This is a genomic window from Pseudooctadecabacter jejudonensis, assembly GCF_900172275.1.
In the GTDB taxonomy this organism is placed as follows: domain Bacteria; phylum Pseudomonadota; class Alphaproteobacteria; order Rhodobacterales; family Rhodobacteraceae; genus Octadecabacter; species Octadecabacter jejudonensis.
This window is the reverse complement of sequence record NZ_FWFT01000003.1, coordinates 372967-388823: the sequence shown is the minus strand read 5'-3', so window position 1 is coordinate 388823 and position 15857 is coordinate 372967. Positions and strand designations below refer to the sequence as shown.

The window sequence follows — 15857 nt, the reverse complement described above, 5'->3', positions numbered from 1 at the left end:
GGGTGCTTGACCGGTGAGGTTGGCCCTGCGCACTCTGGCCGAAGAATTTAGGTATTTTTGACCCAAAGAAACATGAGGTTGGTCTATGCTTGATGACCGTCATGATGTGCCCGCAAATGCACTGAGGCCTGCAGCACGGGTGATGCGTTTGCGCCGGATGGGCGCGTCTTTCCCCACGCGGCTGTCGTTCTTGCGTACGCTGTTGCGACGACTGTCGCGTGAGGGCGCGCAGGTTTCGCGGCCTGTCTGGCAGATGGATGCGGCGGGTTTTGGTCACGCGGTCTATTCAGTCGGTTTGGGGGGGCACACGTATTCGCTGGTGGCGGTGTCCACTGATCTGCCCCCAGACCAGCGGACGGATCGTGTGATCGCAACGGCCTGGGACACGGCCTACGTGCTGTATGACGGCGTCCCGACCGAGGCCGAGGTCGCGAGGATTGTGGCGACAGCCCCCCGCCAAGAGGCCGCACGGTTCACCGACCGTGATCTGGTTCTTAGTCGCGCTAACAAGTCGGTCCGTTTGTTTTCCCATGTTGTTGAGGCGTTGAAGGCAGGGCGGCAGCCGGATGCGGATCTGGTGCGCGACACGGGCTATCTGATGCGCACCACCGCCGTATATGGCAACGGCAAGTTTGGCATTGCGGACAGATCCCGTATTGCGGACCGATTGGGATTGGACGGGCCGTTTATGGCCGAGATGCTGACGGTCTGGCTGATCCGTGGGTTCACCCATGATTTGGTGGAACATGTAGGTGGGGCGACGCTGGACATCGGCTTGAAGCGTCACCTTGGCATCGGCAATTCGACAGGTCTTGGGATGGCGCCTTTTCTGGTGTCGCACCCTATGTTGCTAAACGCGTGGATCACCGCGCGTGAGACGGCACTGGCCCGCGTGCGTGCGGTTGAGTTTCTGACGTCCGCGCAGATTGAAGACCTTTACCGGCTGACCATGCGGGCGGCACAGCATCTGGCCGAATGGAACGTCGTAGATTGCATTGGCCAATCGCGGATCGACCGGATGCGTCAGGAATGGCCGCAGGTGGCGGCGCTCATGACGCCTGAGGTGATGGCCGGAGCCTTTCCCGCGGACCGTTTGATGCGGGTGGCCGAGACGTTCTCGGCCGACACGCAGGAATGTCTGGCCGCGCTGCTGATCGAACCTTTCGGCGAGCTGGTCGATGATTTAGTGGATGACATGGCCACGGACAGGCGTGCGCGGTTGGACCCGTCTATGTTGGGGACGGATCTGGCGGCGCTGATCGATCAAGAGTGGGCCTGGGCGATCTGTGATTATGAGGCCCCCGCCGCGTGTCATCAATTCTGGTATGTGTCCCAATCCAAGGCGGAGCCTCGTTTGGGCTTGCGGCATTCCGAACCGGGCGGGGAGCTGGAAAGCCCCCTCGATATCGCCCGTCAGGTCTGCCGCCTGGCCGCAGATATCAGGGCGGATGAAAAGGTTGCGGATTTGTTGGCGCGCTGCCCTGAACACCGCACCGCCGTGCGCCGCGTGCAGGCGCTGGCCACTGCACCTTATGCCGAGATTCGCGACAATCTGATCGGGGAAGACTGTCTGCCGATCGATATGCTGCGCTGCAAGCTGTCGTTCTTTGGGGCGGCGAAATTTGACCCGAAATCAGACCGTTGGACGCGGATCACCCTGTGTCAGGGCGCGCCACTTGCGGATGAATTGGATCACGCAGACGACTGGTGGTTGCCCACCTTTGCCCCATGACACAGCTGTCCGCGAATGAGATTGAGGCGCTTGTCCTGAAGGCGGCACGCGGGGGCGGGTGCCCCTTGGGGGTGGCCGAAGATTTGGCCGCAGCGACCGGCTACCTTGACCTTAATGCCTTGACGGAATGCCCCTGTCACACCGGTGCTGCCAGCGCGATTATTGAGGCATTTGATGCGGCCTTGGCCCATGGACGGGCCACGGCCCTCACGGCAGACGCGCCCTTGATTGCGGCCCTTTTGGCAGCCCGTGATGATCCGCGTTTGTCGATTGACGTCACATCAGGCGGTGCTGTGATATCGACCCATGGCAATCCCGTTCAGCCGCCCGACCGTTTGGGGCGCCGTACCGTGCGGGCTGATCTGCTGGATCATCTCAATGACATGGCCGCGCGGATTTTGGTGCCTGAAACCGAAGCGTCCCGTGCCGCGGGGGCGGGCGCCGGGCTCACCGATAACGACTAGGCGCCGTTGAACGGATCGTGGGGGTAGGACACGCCCGCCAAATAAAGACCATGGGGCGGGCAGACGGGCCCGCAGGCCGCGCGGTCTCGCGCCTCAAGGGCTGTGGCCACATCATCGGGCGACCATGCGCCCGCGCCGACGCGTTCCAAGGTGCCCACAAAGCTGCGCACCTGATTGTGCAGGAAGGATCGCGCGCGGACGTGAAAATTGACCTCCCTTGCACCATCCTGGCGGGTCACGGCCTCAACCCGCAACTCATCCAGCGTGCGCAGGGGGCTGTCTGCCTGACAGATGGAGGACCGGAACGTCGTGAAATCGTGACGGCCCAACAAACGATCAGCGCCCGCCTGCATTGCCTTCGCATCCAAAGAATGCCCGATCTGCCAGACTTTCCCGCGCTCAAGCACCAAGGGCGCGCGGCGCGTCACCAGCCGGAACAGATACCGCCGTTCAACGGCCGAAAACCGCGCGTGCCAATCGTCTGCGACCTGTGCACAGGCCACAATCGCCACCGGATTGGGGCGCAGATGATGGTTCAACGCACCGGCTAATCGATCCGGCGACCAGTCTTTATCCATGTCACAATGGGCCACCTGACCCAAACCATGTACACCTGCATCCGTCCGCCCTGCGGCGGCAATCGTGTGATCGCGGGGTTCCAGTTTGGCCAAGGCCGCCTCAATCGCGCCTTGCACGGACGGCAACTCTTTTTGGCGTTGCCAACCCACAAAGGGCGCGCCGTCATATTCGATTTTCAGGGCAAAGCGGGGCATGGTCCGCGCTTTAGGCGGGTGGACGGGCAAAATCAATCCCCACGCGGTGTCTACACAACCGCGCACGGCGTCCCTATCTTGGGCGCAGACGACGAAGGGGGCGGTTTTGGGTATAACGACACTTGCAGACGGTATCACGCGGCGGGTGGGCGACGTGGCCGACGCGCTGACGGCCCCGTTTACGGATCAGGTGATCCGCCTTGGCGTCACCGGCCTCAGCCGCGCGGGCAAAACGGTGTTTATCACCTCGCTTGTGGCCAATCTGCTGAACCGCGGGCGCATGGCGCAGTTTCACCCTGCGGCCTCGGGCCGGATTGATGCGGCCTACCTTCAGCCCCAACCGGATGATACCGTGGCCCGCTTCGCGTATGAGGCACATCTGGCGGACCTGACGGCCACCTCCCCCCGTTGGCCAGAGGGCACGGACCGCGTGTCAGAGCTTCGTCTGTCCCTCAAGGTGCAGCCAAACGGTCTGTTGGGAGGGCTGCAAGGCCCGCGTACGGTGCATCTGGATATCGTGGATTATCCCGGGGAATGGCTGCTGGATCTGGCCTTGCTGGACAAGGATTTCGCCACCTGGTCGGCGGAGGCGCTGAACCGTCTGCCCCAGCGCCCCGCGTCTGAAGAGTTTACGACCCAACTGGCCCAAACGGACCCCGCTGCTGGGTTTGACGAACCACATGCACAGGCCTTGGCAACTGCCTTTACCGCGCACTTGCGCACCGCGCGTGAGGCGGGCTTTTCCGACTGCTCCCCGGGCCGGTTCTTGTTGCCCGGGGACCTCGACGGCTCCCCCGTTTTGACCTTTGCGCCCTTGCCAGCTGTGGACAGCCCCGCGCGCAAATCCCTCTGGCGTGAATTTGAGAGGCGGTACGAAAGCTATAAGCGCAACGTCGTGCGCCCCTTCTTTCGCGACCACTTCTCAAAGATCGACCGTCAGATTGTCTTGGTGGACGTGCTGGGTGCCATCCACGCAGGCCCCCGTGCGGTAGAAGACATGCGCCACGCCATGGCCGATATTCTGGGCAGTTTCCGGCCCGGCACGAACAGCTTTCTCAGCCGCCTGTTTCAAGGCCGCCGCATTGACCGGATCCTGTTTGCCGCAACCAAGGCCGATCATCTGCACCACGAACAGCACCCGCAACTGACGGCCATCGCCGAGGCGTTGTTGCGCGATGCCAAGGACCGCGCGGATTTCTCCGGTGCGCAGACACAGGCCATGTCCATCGCCGCCCTGCGCACCACCGTCGAAGAACGCCGCAGCCACAACGGCGCAGATTTGGGCGTGGTGCGCGGCACGCTTTTGGGCGCGGGCAACGAGGCCGCCTTCTACCCCGGCCCGTTGCCCAGTGACCCCCGCCATCTGCTGGCCCCCGCGCGCGAAGGCGCGCAGGACTGGCTCGATGCGGATTATGAGGTCATGTCGTTTGCCCCCGCACCCCTGACCCTCAAACCAAACGAAGGCCCGCCGCACATCCGTTTGGACAAAGCCGCGCAATTTTTGTTGGGGGACAAGTTATGACAGACGACACCCGCCTTGGCCCCGTGATGTTTGATGTGGGCGACGGGCACGCAGAGGCGCCCGAACCCTCCCCCGCCACCGCCCCGCCCGTGCCAGATCTGACGCCCGCAGCCCCCGCCGCCATGCAACAGGCCGCCGCAATGGTGGCCTCCCCGCCCAACCGGTTGGCGCGCTGGTTCTGGGGGCTTTTGGTGTCGATCATCGTGTTCTTCAGCGGCATCGCCGCGTGGGAGTTTGTGACGGGGCTTATCGCACGCAGCCCCATACTGGGCTACGTCGCCACGGCGCTGATTGCGCTGTTTTGCCTGACGTTGGCGCTGATCACCCTGCGCGAACTGGCCGCGTTCGGGCGACTGCGTCGTGTGGATCAAATCCAGACCGCCGCCGCACAGGCCTTGGCCGATGCCGACATGACCGCAGCGCGCGCGACGACCGATCAGATCACAGCCCTGTATCGCAACCGCGACGACACCACATGGGGCCGCAGCGCCTTTGCCGATGCCAAGGCGGACATCTTTGACGCTGACGGCCTGTTGGGGCTGGCGGAAACCACGATCCTCGCCCCCCTCGACACCCGTGCCCGGGCAGAGATTGAGGCCGCCGCCCGTCAGGTCGCAACCGTCACCGCCGTTGTACCGCTGGCACTGGCCGATGTCTTTACCGCGCTGACAGCAAACATGCGGATGATCCGGCGCATCGCCGAGATTTACGGTGGGCGCTCTGGCGCCTTGGGGTCATGGCGCATGACGCGGCAGGTGCTGTCGCATCTGGTGGCCACGGGTGCTGTGGCCGTGGGCGATGACCTGATCAGTTCTGTCGCAGGCGGGGGCGTCTTGTCCAAGGTGTCGCGCCGGTTTGGCGAAGGCATCATCAACGGCGCGCTGACCGCCCGCGTCGGCATCGCCGCAATGGAGGTCTGCCGCCCTTTGCCCTTTGTGGCCCAGCCCAAACCGCGCGTTACATCCTTGATCAAACGCAGCCTCACCGGCCTGTTTGGATCAACTGCACAGGAGTAATCCAAGTAAAGCCTCGCCGCCGATCTGGCCACCATACTCCGCACGCCGCTGTACGATGCCCATGTCGTGGCCAGCGACACAGCGGGCACGCGATGCACCCTGCAGCCCGGCAATATCCTGCAGGACATGGGCAAACCGATTGAGGCATGTCTCGGCCTCATTTCAGGTGAGGTCGAGGCGATCGATGCGCGCACCGGCAAACGCTACCGCAACGGCACCTTGGCCCCCACGCAGGTCTTTGGCGAAATCAGCGTTCTCAGCGGGTCCAAAGCCCTGTGGTGGCCCCGCGGGCCTGGCCGCTGGCGTCTATGCAGGCGCCGAGGGCATGAAAGCACTGGTGATTGACGACCACACCATCGGCTGGCAGGCCGGAACCTCCAGCCGGATTGAGAATGACATGGGCTTTCCCGTGGGCATTTCGGGCGGTGATCTGGTGTGGCGCGGTGAGGTGCAGGCGATGAAATTCGGCCCCAAGTTCGCCGTGCCGCGGTGCGCGACCAGGATTGAGAAGCGTGACAGCGATCGCATATTCTGCGTCACCATGGACGATGATGCCATCGTCTGCGCCCGGTCGGTCATCGTGGCGACGGACGTGCAATATCAGCGTCTGCCCATCGACCGGCTGAAGACGTTTGAGGGCATCGGCATTTATTGCGCCGCGACCGAGATTGAGGCCCGCCATTGCTCCGACACCGAAGTGGTCGTCATTGGCGGCGGCAACTCAGCCGGCCAAGCGGCGATGTTTCTGTCCCGCACGGCCAAACATGTTTACCTGCTGGTGCGCGGTGACACCCTTGCCGCCTCCATGTCCGATTATCTGCTGTCACGTCTGCAGGCTGATCCCGCGATCACCATCCACTACCAGATCGAACTTGAGGCATTGCACGGCGACCGCGCCCTGACCTGCGCCACCACCCGCAACAAAGCCAAAGGCGAGACATTGGATCTGGACGACAAGGGGTTTGTGATCAGCCAAAAGGGCGGGCATGAAACGTCCCATCCGGGTATTTTCGCCGTGGGCGATGTGCGGTCGGGGTCCGTGAAACGGGTGGCCTCCGCCCTGGGCGAAGGCTCCGTTGTGATGTCCAAAGTCTGGGAATTCGTGAACCGCTGACCGTTCAGTCCTGAGCGGCCAGATAGGCTGTCAGGATGTCCAAAGCGGCCTGCAAATCGGTCTTGTGCACCATCTCTGTCACCGTGTGGATATACCGCGTGCCCACCACGATCCCCACGGCCCGAGCACCAGATGCCGCCTGTTGTGCGGCCGCCCCATCCTGCCCACCAGCGGCCAGCATCGTGCGTTGATAGGGGATGTCTTGGGCGATGGCGATGTCCTCAATCTCACGCACCAAGGCCCTGTCCGCGATAAAGCTGCTGTCGCGGACATGCAGGCCAAATCCGCGCCCTTGGGTCGTGGTGCTGAACTGTTCGGGAATGCCGGGCGTGTCGCAGGCCAGCGTGGTGTCGATGCCAATGCCAATGTCGGGCTGCACACGGTGCGATGAGGTCCGCGCCCCGCGCAGGCCGACCTCCTCCTGACAGGTGAAGACCACGTGAATCTCCGCCCCGCGGCCCCGGTCGCCCAACGCCTTCATCACCTCAACCCCCAGCCAGCAGGCAATGCGGTTGTCCAGCGCCTTGGACACGAATTTATCGCCAATCTCGATGAATGGCTCGTCCATGACCACGAAATCACCGACTTTTACGACGTCCTTGGCGGCCTCACCCATGCCAAGATCGACGAAGAATTCGCCCACCTCGGGGATCTTCTTGCGATCCTCTGGCGATGAAATGTGGATCGGCTTGCCGCTGGGGTTCATCACCCCTTTGAAATCGCCCTGATCGGTGCACACAAGCACGCGGCGCGAAAACAGGTTGCGCGGGTCAAATCCGCCCACGGGCTGCAGGTACAAATAGCCTTTGTCGCTAACATGGCTGACCAAAAAGCCGATCTCGTCCATATGGCACAGCAACATGATCTTTGGCGCGCCGTCCTTGGCGGCGCGGCGGGTGCACAACAGCGATCCCATCGGATCGACCGTGACCTCATCAAACAGCCCCTCAATCTGGCCCTTGATCAGGTCGCGCACGCGGTCCTCATGGCCGGGCACGCCGGGGGTTTCGCACAGGTCTTTCAGCAGGTCGGTATTCATATGGGGGCCTTTCCATCAGGTGGTACGGCCACCCTGCCCAAGGCGGCGCGCCTCCGCAAGAGGGGGCAAAAGGTTAACAAACCGCTGAAAATTCGCAAGAAAACCTCTGTTATCCCCCGATATTTTGCGCAACACGTCGGTTATCCCCAAGAAAAGACTTTACACAAAGCCCCCTCAGGCCGCACCATATATTGTAAGGAGTGTGGCAATGTACCCACTCCCTTGAGCAGAACACCAGATACCGCCCCTGCCAGGGCGCTCTGGATGGACAGGAGGGTTCAGGCCCATGGCACTCACCGAACATTTCGACAGCGTTGAAGACATCCACCCGATTGATCTGGTGGAACATATCGCCGAACACCATGACTGGGAATTTGACCGCATCCACGACGACCAGATCGCCTTTGCGGTCGAGGGCCAGTGGCGCACCTATTCCATTACATTGGCGTGGTCCGCATTTGACCAGACCTTGCGGCTGATCTGCACGTTTGAAATGGAACCGCCCGCCGACCGGCTGCCTGCGCTTTATGAATGTCTGAACCGTACCAACGACATGTGCTGGGCGGGTGCGTTCACCTATTGGGGCGAACAACAGCTGATGGTCTACCGCTATGGCCTTGTGCTGGCCGGCGAACAGATAGCCAGCCCCGAACAGATCGATACGATGATCAACGCCGCCGTGCTCAGTGCGGAACGCTTCTACCCCGCGTTTCAACTGGTCACATGGGCGGATCGTGATCCGCAAGAGGCCCTCAAGATTGCCATCACCGAGGCCTACGGCACCGCCTAAGGTGCCCCCACAGACAACCGTTTGACCCCCTGTCTTGCGCGGCCTAACGTCTGCCTCAACAAGGCAGAGGGTTTTTCATGTCGATGGATCGAATAGCGCGGGACGGGCTTGTCCTGCTGGGGTGCGGAAAAATGGGCTCCGCGATGTTGGCGGGCTGGCTGCAAGGCGGTCTGCCCCCGTCATCCGTCTGGGTGATGGACCCGTATCCCTCCGATTGGTTGAGGGGGACCGGTGTGCATCTCAACACGGATCTGCCCGACGCGCCCGCCGTGGTGCTTGTGGCGGTCAAACCGCAAATGATGGGCGACGCATTGCCTGCCATGGCAGCCCTTGGTGGTGGGTCCACTGTTTTCCTGTCCGTCGCCGCAGGCACGCCTATCGCCGCGTTCGAGGGCGCATTGGGTGCCACCACCCCCATCATACGGGCCATGCCAAACACCCCCGCCGCCATCGGACGCGGCATCACCGCCATTGTCGGCAACGCCCATGTGTCGGACGCTGATGTTGATATGGCGGACGGGTTGCTCCACGCCGTGGGGCAGGTCGTCCGGCTGACAGAGGAGGGCCAGATGGACGCCGTCACCGCCGTCAGCGGCTCCGGCCCCGCCTATGTTTTTCACCTGATCGAAACCCTCGCCGCAGCAGGCGAGGGTGAGGGCCTGCCCGCCGATCTGGCCCTCACCCTCGCCCGCGCGACCGTCGGCGGGGCAGGGCAGCTGGCAGAGGACGCCAGCGAAGACCCCAGCCAATTGCGCGTCAACGTCACCTCGCCGAATGGCACCACCCAGGCCGCACTTGAGGTGCTGATGGATGAAACAAACGGCTTTCCCGCACTGCTGCGCCGCGCCGTCAAAGCCGCCGCCGACCGATCAAGGGAGCTCGCCAATGGCTGAGATCACATTTGACGATTTTCTAGCCGTCGACATCCGCGTGGGCCGTGTCCTGCGCGCCGAACCCTTTCCAGAGGCCCACAAACCCGCCATCAAGATGTGGATCGACTTCGGCCCTGAGATTGGCGAACGCAAAACCTCCGCCCAGATCACAGCCCACTACACGCCGGAAACCCTCGTAGGACGACAGGTGATGGGCGTGGTCAACTTCCCGCCGCGCCAGATCGGCCCGTTCATGTCCGAAGTGCTGGTGCTGGGCGCTCATGATCCGATCGGCGGCGTTGTCCTCATCGCGCCAGACAAAGACATCCCTGTAGGAGAACGCATGTGCTGAAACTGTTGATCACCCGCCCCATCGCAGCCCCCGTGTTGGACCAAGCCCGCACCAAATTCGACGTGACCCTCCATGAGGGCGGCGCCATGTCCGTGTCCGACTGCGCCACCGCTTTGGCCACCTATGATTGTATCCTGCCCACCTTGGGCGACCAGTTCACGGCTGAGGCATTCGCAGGCGACATCCGCGCCAAGATGCTTGGTAATTTCGGGGTGGGGTACAACCACATCGACACACAGGCCGCCGCCGCCGCAGACGTCATCGTGTCAAACACCCCCGACGTGCTGACAGATGCCACAGCCGACATCGCCATGACGCTGCTGCTGGGCACCGCGCGGCGCGCGGGCGAAGGCGAACGCATGGTGCGGTCGGGCGCATGGGGCGGCTTTGACGTCAAGGGCCTGCTGGGCACCCACGTGACGGGCAAAACGGTGGGCATCATCGGTATGGGCCGCATCGGTCAGGCCATTGCGGCCCGTTGCCACTACGGGTTTGGAATGAACGTGGTGTTCCACAACCGCTCCCCCAAAGTAACGGCCGTGCCCGCGCAACAACTGGACGGGCTGCACGCCGTCATGGCCGCTGCCGATTTCGTCGTCGTGGCCACTCCGGGCGGGTCCGAGACCACAAAACTCATCGACGCTGCGGCCTTGGCCGCCATGAAACCCAGCGGCATTTTCATCAATATCTCGCGGGGTGAGGTTGTCGACGAAATCGCCCTGATTGAGGCCTTGGAGACCGACCAGATCACCGGCGCAGGCCTGGACGTCTACGAAAACGAACCCCACGTGCCCGACCGCCTTCGGGCTCTGGACAATGCCTTTTTGCTGCCCCACCTCGGCTCCGCTACAGCGGAAACCCGACAGGCCATGGGGCAAATGGCTTTGGACAATATCATCGCATGGGCTGAGGGGGGTGACCCGCCCCAACGGGTCAACTAGGCCCGACCTTCATCTGACCAAAAAACTCCCGCCGGAGGCCAAAATCTTGCAAAGATTTTGAAAGCAAAAATTTTTCAAATTTTTGCCCCCGCCAGCCGCAGGCGGAATGGCTCCTAAACCAGGGTGGCATCCCCGTCCTTCATGGCCTCACGCCAATGCCGCCGGCACAGACTGACGTAGCTTTCATTGCCCCCGATCTGCACTTGATTGCCACCGGTGACGACATCGCCATTGCCGTCCAATCGGACAACCATCGTCGCCTTCTTACCGCAATGACAAATCGTGCGCACCTCGCGCATTTCATCGGCCAACGCCAAAAGCGTCGCGGACCCAGGGAACAACTGTCCCATGAAGTCGACCCGCAATCCGTAGGCCATGACAGGCACCCCCAGATCATCCACAGCGCGGGCCAACTGCCACACTTGATCGTCGCTGAGGAATTGCGCTTCATCCACGAACACGCAGGCACAGGGGCCTTGCGCCAACCGGGCTTCGATCTTGCGGAACAGATCGTCTGACAAGGCAAAGGTATCGGCCTGTGCCCCTATGCCAATCCGCGAGGCAATCCGGCCTTCGCCCCCGCGGTTGTCAAATTGCGCCGTCAGCAAATAGGTCTGCATCCCGCGTTCGGAATAGTTGTGCGCGGCCTGCAACAGCACTGTCGATTTGCCGGCGTTCATTGTCGAATAATTGAAATACAGTTTGGCCATATCAGCGGTTTGGACCGCCGCAGACCCCGTTGCAAGGGTCTGCGGCGTTAGTTTCGTCCGTGAGTGGATGGGGCGCAAAACGCCGACCTACGAAACAGCGGGTCAAGGGACCTGAAGCCGCGAGGGGGTGCCCCTTTGGCCTAGGATGGGGTTAGGCCCCTTGACCCTTCAGCGCCCGAAGGCACCGATCCTTGTGATGTTCAGGCTTTCAAAGCCCGACACAGGGCTATATCTGTCACGGCAGGATGGGTTGGTTTATGGGAAAAGGCTGGGGGCATTCCCCGCGCCACCAACAAAAGGGGTTATTGGTATGGCTGGCATCGGGAGCTATTTGAAGAAACACACCGAAGCACTTGTCAAAGATGTCGGGATTGAGCCCGCATGCGAATTGACAGGTAAATCCAAGGCGACATTGGGCCGCTATTATTCTGATTCCGAAGAACATTCGGACAGATTCATGCCAGTGGACGCTGTCGCCCAACTTGAGGCCGCGTCAAGCTATCCGCATGTGACATCCGCCTTGGCGGAATTGCACGGCAGTACGCTGAACAAAGACAGCGCGCCCAAGAATTCGCAAGGGGGCATCAATTCCGACGTGATTGCGCTGAGCCAGCGGTTCGCGATGCTGATGTCGGAATATCAGCAATCCATCGAAGATGGCGTCATTACGGTGAACGAAGCCAAACGTCTGCTGCGCGAAACGGTCGAGCTGCAAAAAGTGCTGATCGATATGAAGCTGCATCTTGAGGATGAAAGTGGCTGATCTGGACACCTCCGACATGCCCAATATCGTCGAGGGGATGATGAAACCCCTCGATGTGGCGGCGCTGGCGGGGCCGGATGCGCCGAAGCATCCGCCGCGGATTTTGTTGCTCTACGGGTCGTTGCGCGAAACCAGCTATTCACGCGCTGCTGCAGAAGAAGGAGCGCGGGTGTTGCGGGCGCTGGGATGTGAGACAAAGGTCTTTGATCCCAGCGGGTTGCCCATGCCTGATGATGCGCCAGAAGATCATCCCAAAGTGTCGGAGTTGCGCGAATTGGCGCTGTGGTCCGAAGGCATGGTCTGGTCGTCGCCTGAACGGCATGGCGCGTTGACGGGGATCATGAAAACCCAAATCGATTGGCTGCCGCTCGCGCCCATCGGTGGCATTCGTCCGACCCAAGGAAAGACCTTGGCGGTCATGCAGGTGTCCGGCGGGTCGCAGTCGTTCAACGCCGTCAATCAGATGCGAATCCTGGGCCGTTGGATGCGCATGGTGACCATCCCCAACCAGTCGTCTGTGCCCATGGCGTGGAAGGAATTTGAACACGGCCGGATGAAGCCGTCCTCCCTCTATAATCGCATTGTGGATGTGATGGAGGAGCTGGCGCGCTTTACGATTATGACGCGTGGCCGCAAAGACATGCTGGTGGATCGGTATTCTGAGCGGGTCGAATCCCTTGAGGATGTGCACACACGTGTCACTACATGACGCCCCGCGGTGGCTGGGTCATTCTGATTGAAAGGGGCGCTGCCCCCGGCCTGCGGCCTCCCCCGGGATATTTTTGAAACAAAGACAGCCGGATCGGTCGTTTAGGTGAGTTTGGGCCCAAAAGATTAACGGGCCATGACGGGGCCGGTCGGTCGGTTGTTTTCCGCCCCTCAGGCCGATTTTTTGACGATGACGGAGCCCACGGAATAGCCAGCCCCGAAGGAGCAAATCAGCCCGTGATCGCCGGCTGCCAAATCTTCGGAATATTTGGAAAAGGCGATGATGGACCCTGCGGAGGAGGTGTTGGCGTAGTCTTGCAGGATGTTGGGTTGTTCACCGTCCTCGGGCGTGCGGCCAAGGACCTTTTTGCCGATGTAGTCGTTCATCGATTTGTTGGCCTGATGCAGCCATAACCGTTTGAGATCATTGGCCGCTATGCCCTCGTCTGCCATGTGGGTGGCGATGTGTTTGCTGACCAGCGGCAGCACTTCTTTGAACACCTTGCGGCCATTTTGCATGAATTGCATGTCGCGGCGGTCTTCCATCTGGTCGCGGGTGCGGCGCAGATAGCCGTTGTTGTTGCGGATGTTGTTGGAAAACTCTGTGGCCAGTCGCGTGGATTTTACCTTGAAATGAGGGGTTTGGAGGGCGTCGTCCCGTTCGATCAAAAGGGCTGTGGCCACGTCTCCGAAGATGAAGTGACAGTCGCGGTCGCGCCATTCGAGGTGGGCGGAGCAGATTTCAGGGCAGACCACGAGGGCGGACCGGATGGAGCCCGCGCGGATCATATCCGTGGCGGTCTGAATGCCAAAGGTGGCCGAGGAACAGGCGACGTTCATATCAAAAGCAAAGCCTTGAATATCCAGCATTTTCTGGATCTCGACCGCGATGGCAGGGTAGGCGCGTTCGTGGTTGGATGCCGCACAGAGCACGGCGTCCACATCGCCTGCGGCGCGGCCCGCCTGGGCCAAGGCCTGCAGGGCGGCGTCGGCGGCCATTTCGGCCATCAGGCTGGGTTCGTCATCGGCGCGGGCGGGCAGGTTGGGGTACATGCGGGTTGGGTCGAGAACGCCCGTTTTATCAAGCACATAGCGCCGTTCGATGCCGGAGGCTGCAAGGATGAAATCGGACGACGAATGCGGCTTTGCCTCGACCTCTCCGGCGGCGATTTGTGAAGCGTTTTCAGCATTGTAAACATCCGCATAGGCGTTGAATGCGGCGACGAGTTCGTCGTTCGTGATGACGTGTTCGGGTGTGAAAACGCCCGATCCGGTGATGGCTGCTGAATACATTTCGGTCCCCCAAGCTGGCCGACATCTGAGCCTGTTCACCCCAGAAATGCAAGCGTGACGGGGCGTATGGTTTGCGTATGGCAGGCGTATGGCTGGCGTATGGCAACGGGGCCAGCGCGGCGTGCTGCGGTTTCGTTAACCCTTTGGGCGCAGGTTGGGGGAAAGGAGACGCGGATATGAACGAACTTGACCCTGAAAAGATGACCAAGACTGAGCGCAAACACTGGGGCTTTGGCGTGGACGCCATGCGCATGTTTGAGGCGGATATGATGGGCCACCTGAGCCAGACCCGCGCGATCCCGGTGGAGTGGCATACCATCTGGAAAGACCAGGACCGGCGCGACCCCAAACGCCGCAAGGTGACGATGCGGCTGGATGCGAATGTGGTGAAGTTTTTTGCGGACATGGGGCCGGGCTACGCGGAGAGGATGAACCGCGTGCTGCAGGCGTTCATGTACTTCCGGTTGGCCAAGCTGATCGATGGGCCGGACACGATGGATTACATCACGAAGCCCGACGAGGTGCTGGCCCACGCGCGCAACAGGCCGGAGTGGGGGGATTTTGCGGTGGAAGATGAGAAGGCAGAGCGGCGGGTTGCGGGGGAGGGTGTGCGGTGATGCGTGCGGGAGAGGGTGGTGATGGGGGAAGGGGGGCCATCGGCTGTTGGGTGAGAGCAACAGGCGGCGAGCGCGAGGAGCAGCTAAAATGTTCTCTTTTTGTTCTTTTGCTATTGCAAAAGTGTTTCATTGCACGATATATCACAGAGTAATGGGAGCAGCGTTTTGATCGCCGTTGATGCGAGATCTGTAGCAAACTGGTTCATCGAGACCAGCGAATCGAAAGGTGATCGCCTTTCGATAATGGAACTGCTTAAGTTAGTTTATATCAGCCATGGCTGGCATTTGGAGATATATGACGAGCCTCTCTTTCGAAACCGAATTGAAGCGTGGAAATTTGGTCCTGTCATTCCAGACGTTTATAATGAGTTTCGTGGGCAAGGTGTAACACTTCAAAATCCCTCTCCGATGTTTGACTCAGCGGACTTGAACGAAGATCAACTGTCGCTTCTCGAAGAAATCTACGAAATATATGGGCATATGCCCGCATTCAAATTGTCAGATATAACTCACGAATCCAATGGACCGTGGGACGTTGCAAGCAGGGAATATGGTTTTTTCGCACCGATTGGAAACGACCTTATTCGTTCGCACTACAAGCAAAAGCGCGAGACGGCGAAGAAGCGGAAATGAGTTTGGTGTTTTTGAGTGAGCAATAAGTTACCGTATTCGTCTTCCGCTGAGGCGGAAGTTGATTTCGCAAATGAACCCGCGGTCAAAAACCTCGACGCAGAAGCTGAACTTCGGTCTGCAAGGGTACAACGCGCGACCTTGACAAATTCTCTCAGAAGACAAGCGTTTTCTCATGCGATCGCTGTCGTTGGTGGTATGGCTCTTCTGCTGTTCGTTTTGCTGCTTCTAATTTTTCTTGAGCATGATTTTACAACGATATCCGATACAGCTCAGGTCGCTCTTTTTGGCGGTCCAATTCTGTCCATAACAATTATTACGGTATTCGTTCTCAGAGGCGTTTTTCTTGCTGGCGTGGTTGACGCGAAGGACGACGAAAAGTCGTTCTTGAGTCCTGTAGTTAGGGCACTTGGGGATTAAGTATGCATCTTTGAGATGCACGGCACCAACTTGCTTCGGCTTAGACACCCCGTAGACTTTCCGTGGCTCCGCCCGTGAACCACACAATCGGTCCACTGGAC

General features: G+C 60.6%; 19 protein-coding genes. 15 read left to right on the top strand and 4 right to left on the bottom strand.

The genetic code is table 11. The features are described 5' to 3' along the window. The first annotated feature begins 85 nt into the window (after window positions 1–85). Together PSJ8397_RS11045 and PSJ8397_RS11040 are read left to right on the top strand one after the other, a co-directional pair. A complete protein-coding gene (locus PSJ8397_RS11045) occupies window positions 86–1732 on the top strand; it encodes a hypothetical protein (protein WP_085864659.1) in 1647 nt (548 codons plus the stop codon). Further along, window positions 1729–2196 carry a DUF3726 domain-containing protein gene (locus PSJ8397_RS11040; protein WP_085864658.1) on the top strand — a complete coding sequence of 156 codons (468 nt, stop codon included), beginning with the start codon at window positions 1729–1731 and terminating at the stop codon, window positions 2194–2196. Before PSJ8397_RS11045 ends, PSJ8397_RS11040 begins: the two co-directional genes overlap by 4 nt. Here PSJ8397_RS11040 and truA read toward each other — a convergent pair. Beyond that, window positions 2193–2969: a tRNA pseudouridine(38-40) synthase TruA gene (gene truA, locus PSJ8397_RS11035; protein WP_085864657.1), complete on the bottom strand. Its 777-nt coding sequence runs from the start codon at window positions 2967–2969 to the stop codon at window positions 2193–2195. The two genes, PSJ8397_RS11040 and truA, sit on opposite strands and share 4 nt — an antisense overlap. A gap of 106 nt (window positions 2970–3075) precedes the next feature. Here truA and PSJ8397_RS11030 point away from each other — a divergent pair, with 106 nt between their 5' ends. The 4 genes from PSJ8397_RS11030 to PSJ8397_RS11020 all read left to right on the top strand — a co-directional run bounded on the left by PSJ8397_RS11030 (window position 3076) and on the right by PSJ8397_RS11020 (window position 6621). Next, window positions 3076–4491 (top strand): YcjX family GTP-binding protein, encoded by a 1416-nt coding sequence (locus tag PSJ8397_RS11030; protein WP_085864882.1) that lies wholly within the window; start codon window positions 3076–3078, stop codon window positions 4489–4491. After that, the gene (locus tag PSJ8397_RS11025) at window positions 4488–5507 is read left to right on the top strand and encodes a YcjF family protein (RefSeq protein WP_085864656.1); all 1020 of its coding nucleotides are present in this window, start codon (window positions 4488–4490) and stop codon (window positions 5505–5507) included. Before PSJ8397_RS11030 ends, PSJ8397_RS11025 begins: the two co-directional genes overlap by 4 nt. A gap of 66 nt (window positions 5508–5573) precedes the next feature. Beyond that, window positions 5574–5852, top strand: coding sequence for a hypothetical protein (locus PSJ8397_RS17230; protein WP_235000694.1), 279 nt, complete (start codon window positions 5574–5576; stop codon window positions 5850–5852). Beyond that, window positions 5833–6621: an NAD(P)/FAD-dependent oxidoreductase gene (locus PSJ8397_RS11020; RefSeq protein WP_235000693.1), complete on the top strand. Its 789-nt coding sequence runs from the start codon at window positions 5833–5835 to the stop codon at window positions 6619–6621. The genes PSJ8397_RS17230 and PSJ8397_RS11020 overlap by 20 nt, the downstream gene beginning before the upstream one ends. Before the next feature lie 4 nt (window positions 6622–6625). Here the strand turns inward: PSJ8397_RS11020 and PSJ8397_RS11015 are convergent, their stop codons facing one another. Beyond that, on the bottom strand, window positions 6626–7660 hold the full coding sequence (locus PSJ8397_RS11015; RefSeq protein WP_085864655.1) for a M42 family metallopeptidase: 1035 nt from the start codon (window positions 7658–7660) through the stop codon (window positions 6626–6628). A gap of 286 nt (window positions 7661–7946) precedes the next feature. Here PSJ8397_RS11015 and PSJ8397_RS11010 point away from each other — a divergent pair, with 286 nt between their 5' ends. The 4 genes from PSJ8397_RS11010 to PSJ8397_RS10995 all read left to right on the top strand — a co-directional run bounded on the left by PSJ8397_RS11010 (window position 7947) and on the right by PSJ8397_RS10995 (window position 10615). Next, window positions 7947–8450 (top strand): type III secretion system chaperone family protein, encoded by a 504-nt coding sequence (locus PSJ8397_RS11010; protein WP_085864654.1) that lies wholly within the window; start codon window positions 7947–7949, stop codon window positions 8448–8450. Window positions 8451–8527: 77 nt separating this feature from the next. Next, on the top strand, window positions 8528–9343 hold the full coding sequence (proC, locus tag PSJ8397_RS11005) for a pyrroline-5-carboxylate reductase (protein ID WP_085864653.1): 816 nt from the start codon (window positions 8528–8530) through the stop codon (window positions 9341–9343). Continuing rightward, window positions 9336–9674, top strand: coding sequence for a tRNA-binding protein (locus PSJ8397_RS11000; RefSeq protein ID WP_085864652.1), 339 nt, complete (start codon window positions 9336–9338; stop codon window positions 9672–9674). The genes proC and PSJ8397_RS11000 overlap by 8 nt, the downstream gene beginning before the upstream one ends. Continuing rightward, complete coding sequence (locus tag PSJ8397_RS10995; protein ID WP_085864651.1) at window positions 9668–10615, top strand: 2-hydroxyacid dehydrogenase; 948 nt, start codon at window positions 9668–9670, stop codon at window positions 10613–10615. The genes PSJ8397_RS11000 and PSJ8397_RS10995 overlap by 7 nt, the downstream gene beginning before the upstream one ends. A 113-nt stretch (window positions 10616–10728) precedes the next feature. On the opposite strand, the gene PSJ8397_RS10990 is transcribed toward PSJ8397_RS10995, so the two are convergent. Continuing rightward, a complete protein-coding gene (locus PSJ8397_RS10990; RefSeq protein ID WP_085864650.1) occupies window positions 10729–11325 on the bottom strand; it encodes a thymidine kinase in 597 nt (198 codons plus the stop codon). Window positions 11326–11635: 310 nt separating this feature from the next. Here PSJ8397_RS10990 and PSJ8397_RS10985 point away from each other — a divergent pair, with 310 nt between their 5' ends. Beyond that, window positions 11636–12088, top strand: coding sequence for a phage regulatory CII family protein (locus PSJ8397_RS10985; protein WP_085864649.1), 453 nt, complete (start codon window positions 11636–11638; stop codon window positions 12086–12088). A 16-nt stretch (window positions 12089–12104) separates the two neighbouring features. Next, window positions 12105–12797 (top strand): arsenical resistance protein ArsH, encoded by a 693-nt coding sequence (gene arsH / locus PSJ8397_RS10980; RefSeq protein WP_200811313.1) that lies wholly within the window; start codon window positions 12105–12107, stop codon window positions 12795–12797. Window positions 12798–12967: 170 nt separating this feature from the next. Here the strand turns inward: arsH and PSJ8397_RS10975 are convergent, their stop codons facing one another. Further along, the gene (locus PSJ8397_RS10975; RefSeq protein ID WP_085864648.1) at window positions 12968–14089 is read right to left on the bottom strand and encodes a beta-ketoacyl-ACP synthase III; all 1122 of its coding nucleotides are present in this window, start codon (window positions 14087–14089) and stop codon (window positions 12968–12970) included. Window positions 14090–14265: 176 nt separating this feature from the next. Between PSJ8397_RS10975 and PSJ8397_RS10970 the strand changes: the two genes are divergently transcribed. The 3 genes from PSJ8397_RS10970 (at window position 14266) to PSJ8397_RS16885 (ending at window position 15756) form a co-directional block, all read left to right on the top strand. Next, window positions 14266–14706, top strand: a complete 441-nt coding sequence (locus PSJ8397_RS10970) for a BrnA antitoxin family protein (protein WP_159453132.1) — start codon at window positions 14266–14268, stop codon at window positions 14704–14706. Window positions 14707–14871: 165 nt separating this feature from the next. After that, window positions 14872–15339 (top strand): Panacea domain-containing protein, encoded by a 468-nt coding sequence (locus PSJ8397_RS10965; protein ID WP_143515442.1) that lies wholly within the window; start codon window positions 14872–14874, stop codon window positions 15337–15339. A gap of 15 nt (window positions 15340–15354) precedes the next feature. After that, window positions 15355–15756, top strand: a complete 402-nt coding sequence (locus tag PSJ8397_RS16885; RefSeq protein WP_143515441.1) for a hypothetical protein — start codon at window positions 15355–15357, stop codon at window positions 15754–15756. The last annotated feature ends 101 nt before the right edge of the window (window positions 15757–15857 follow it).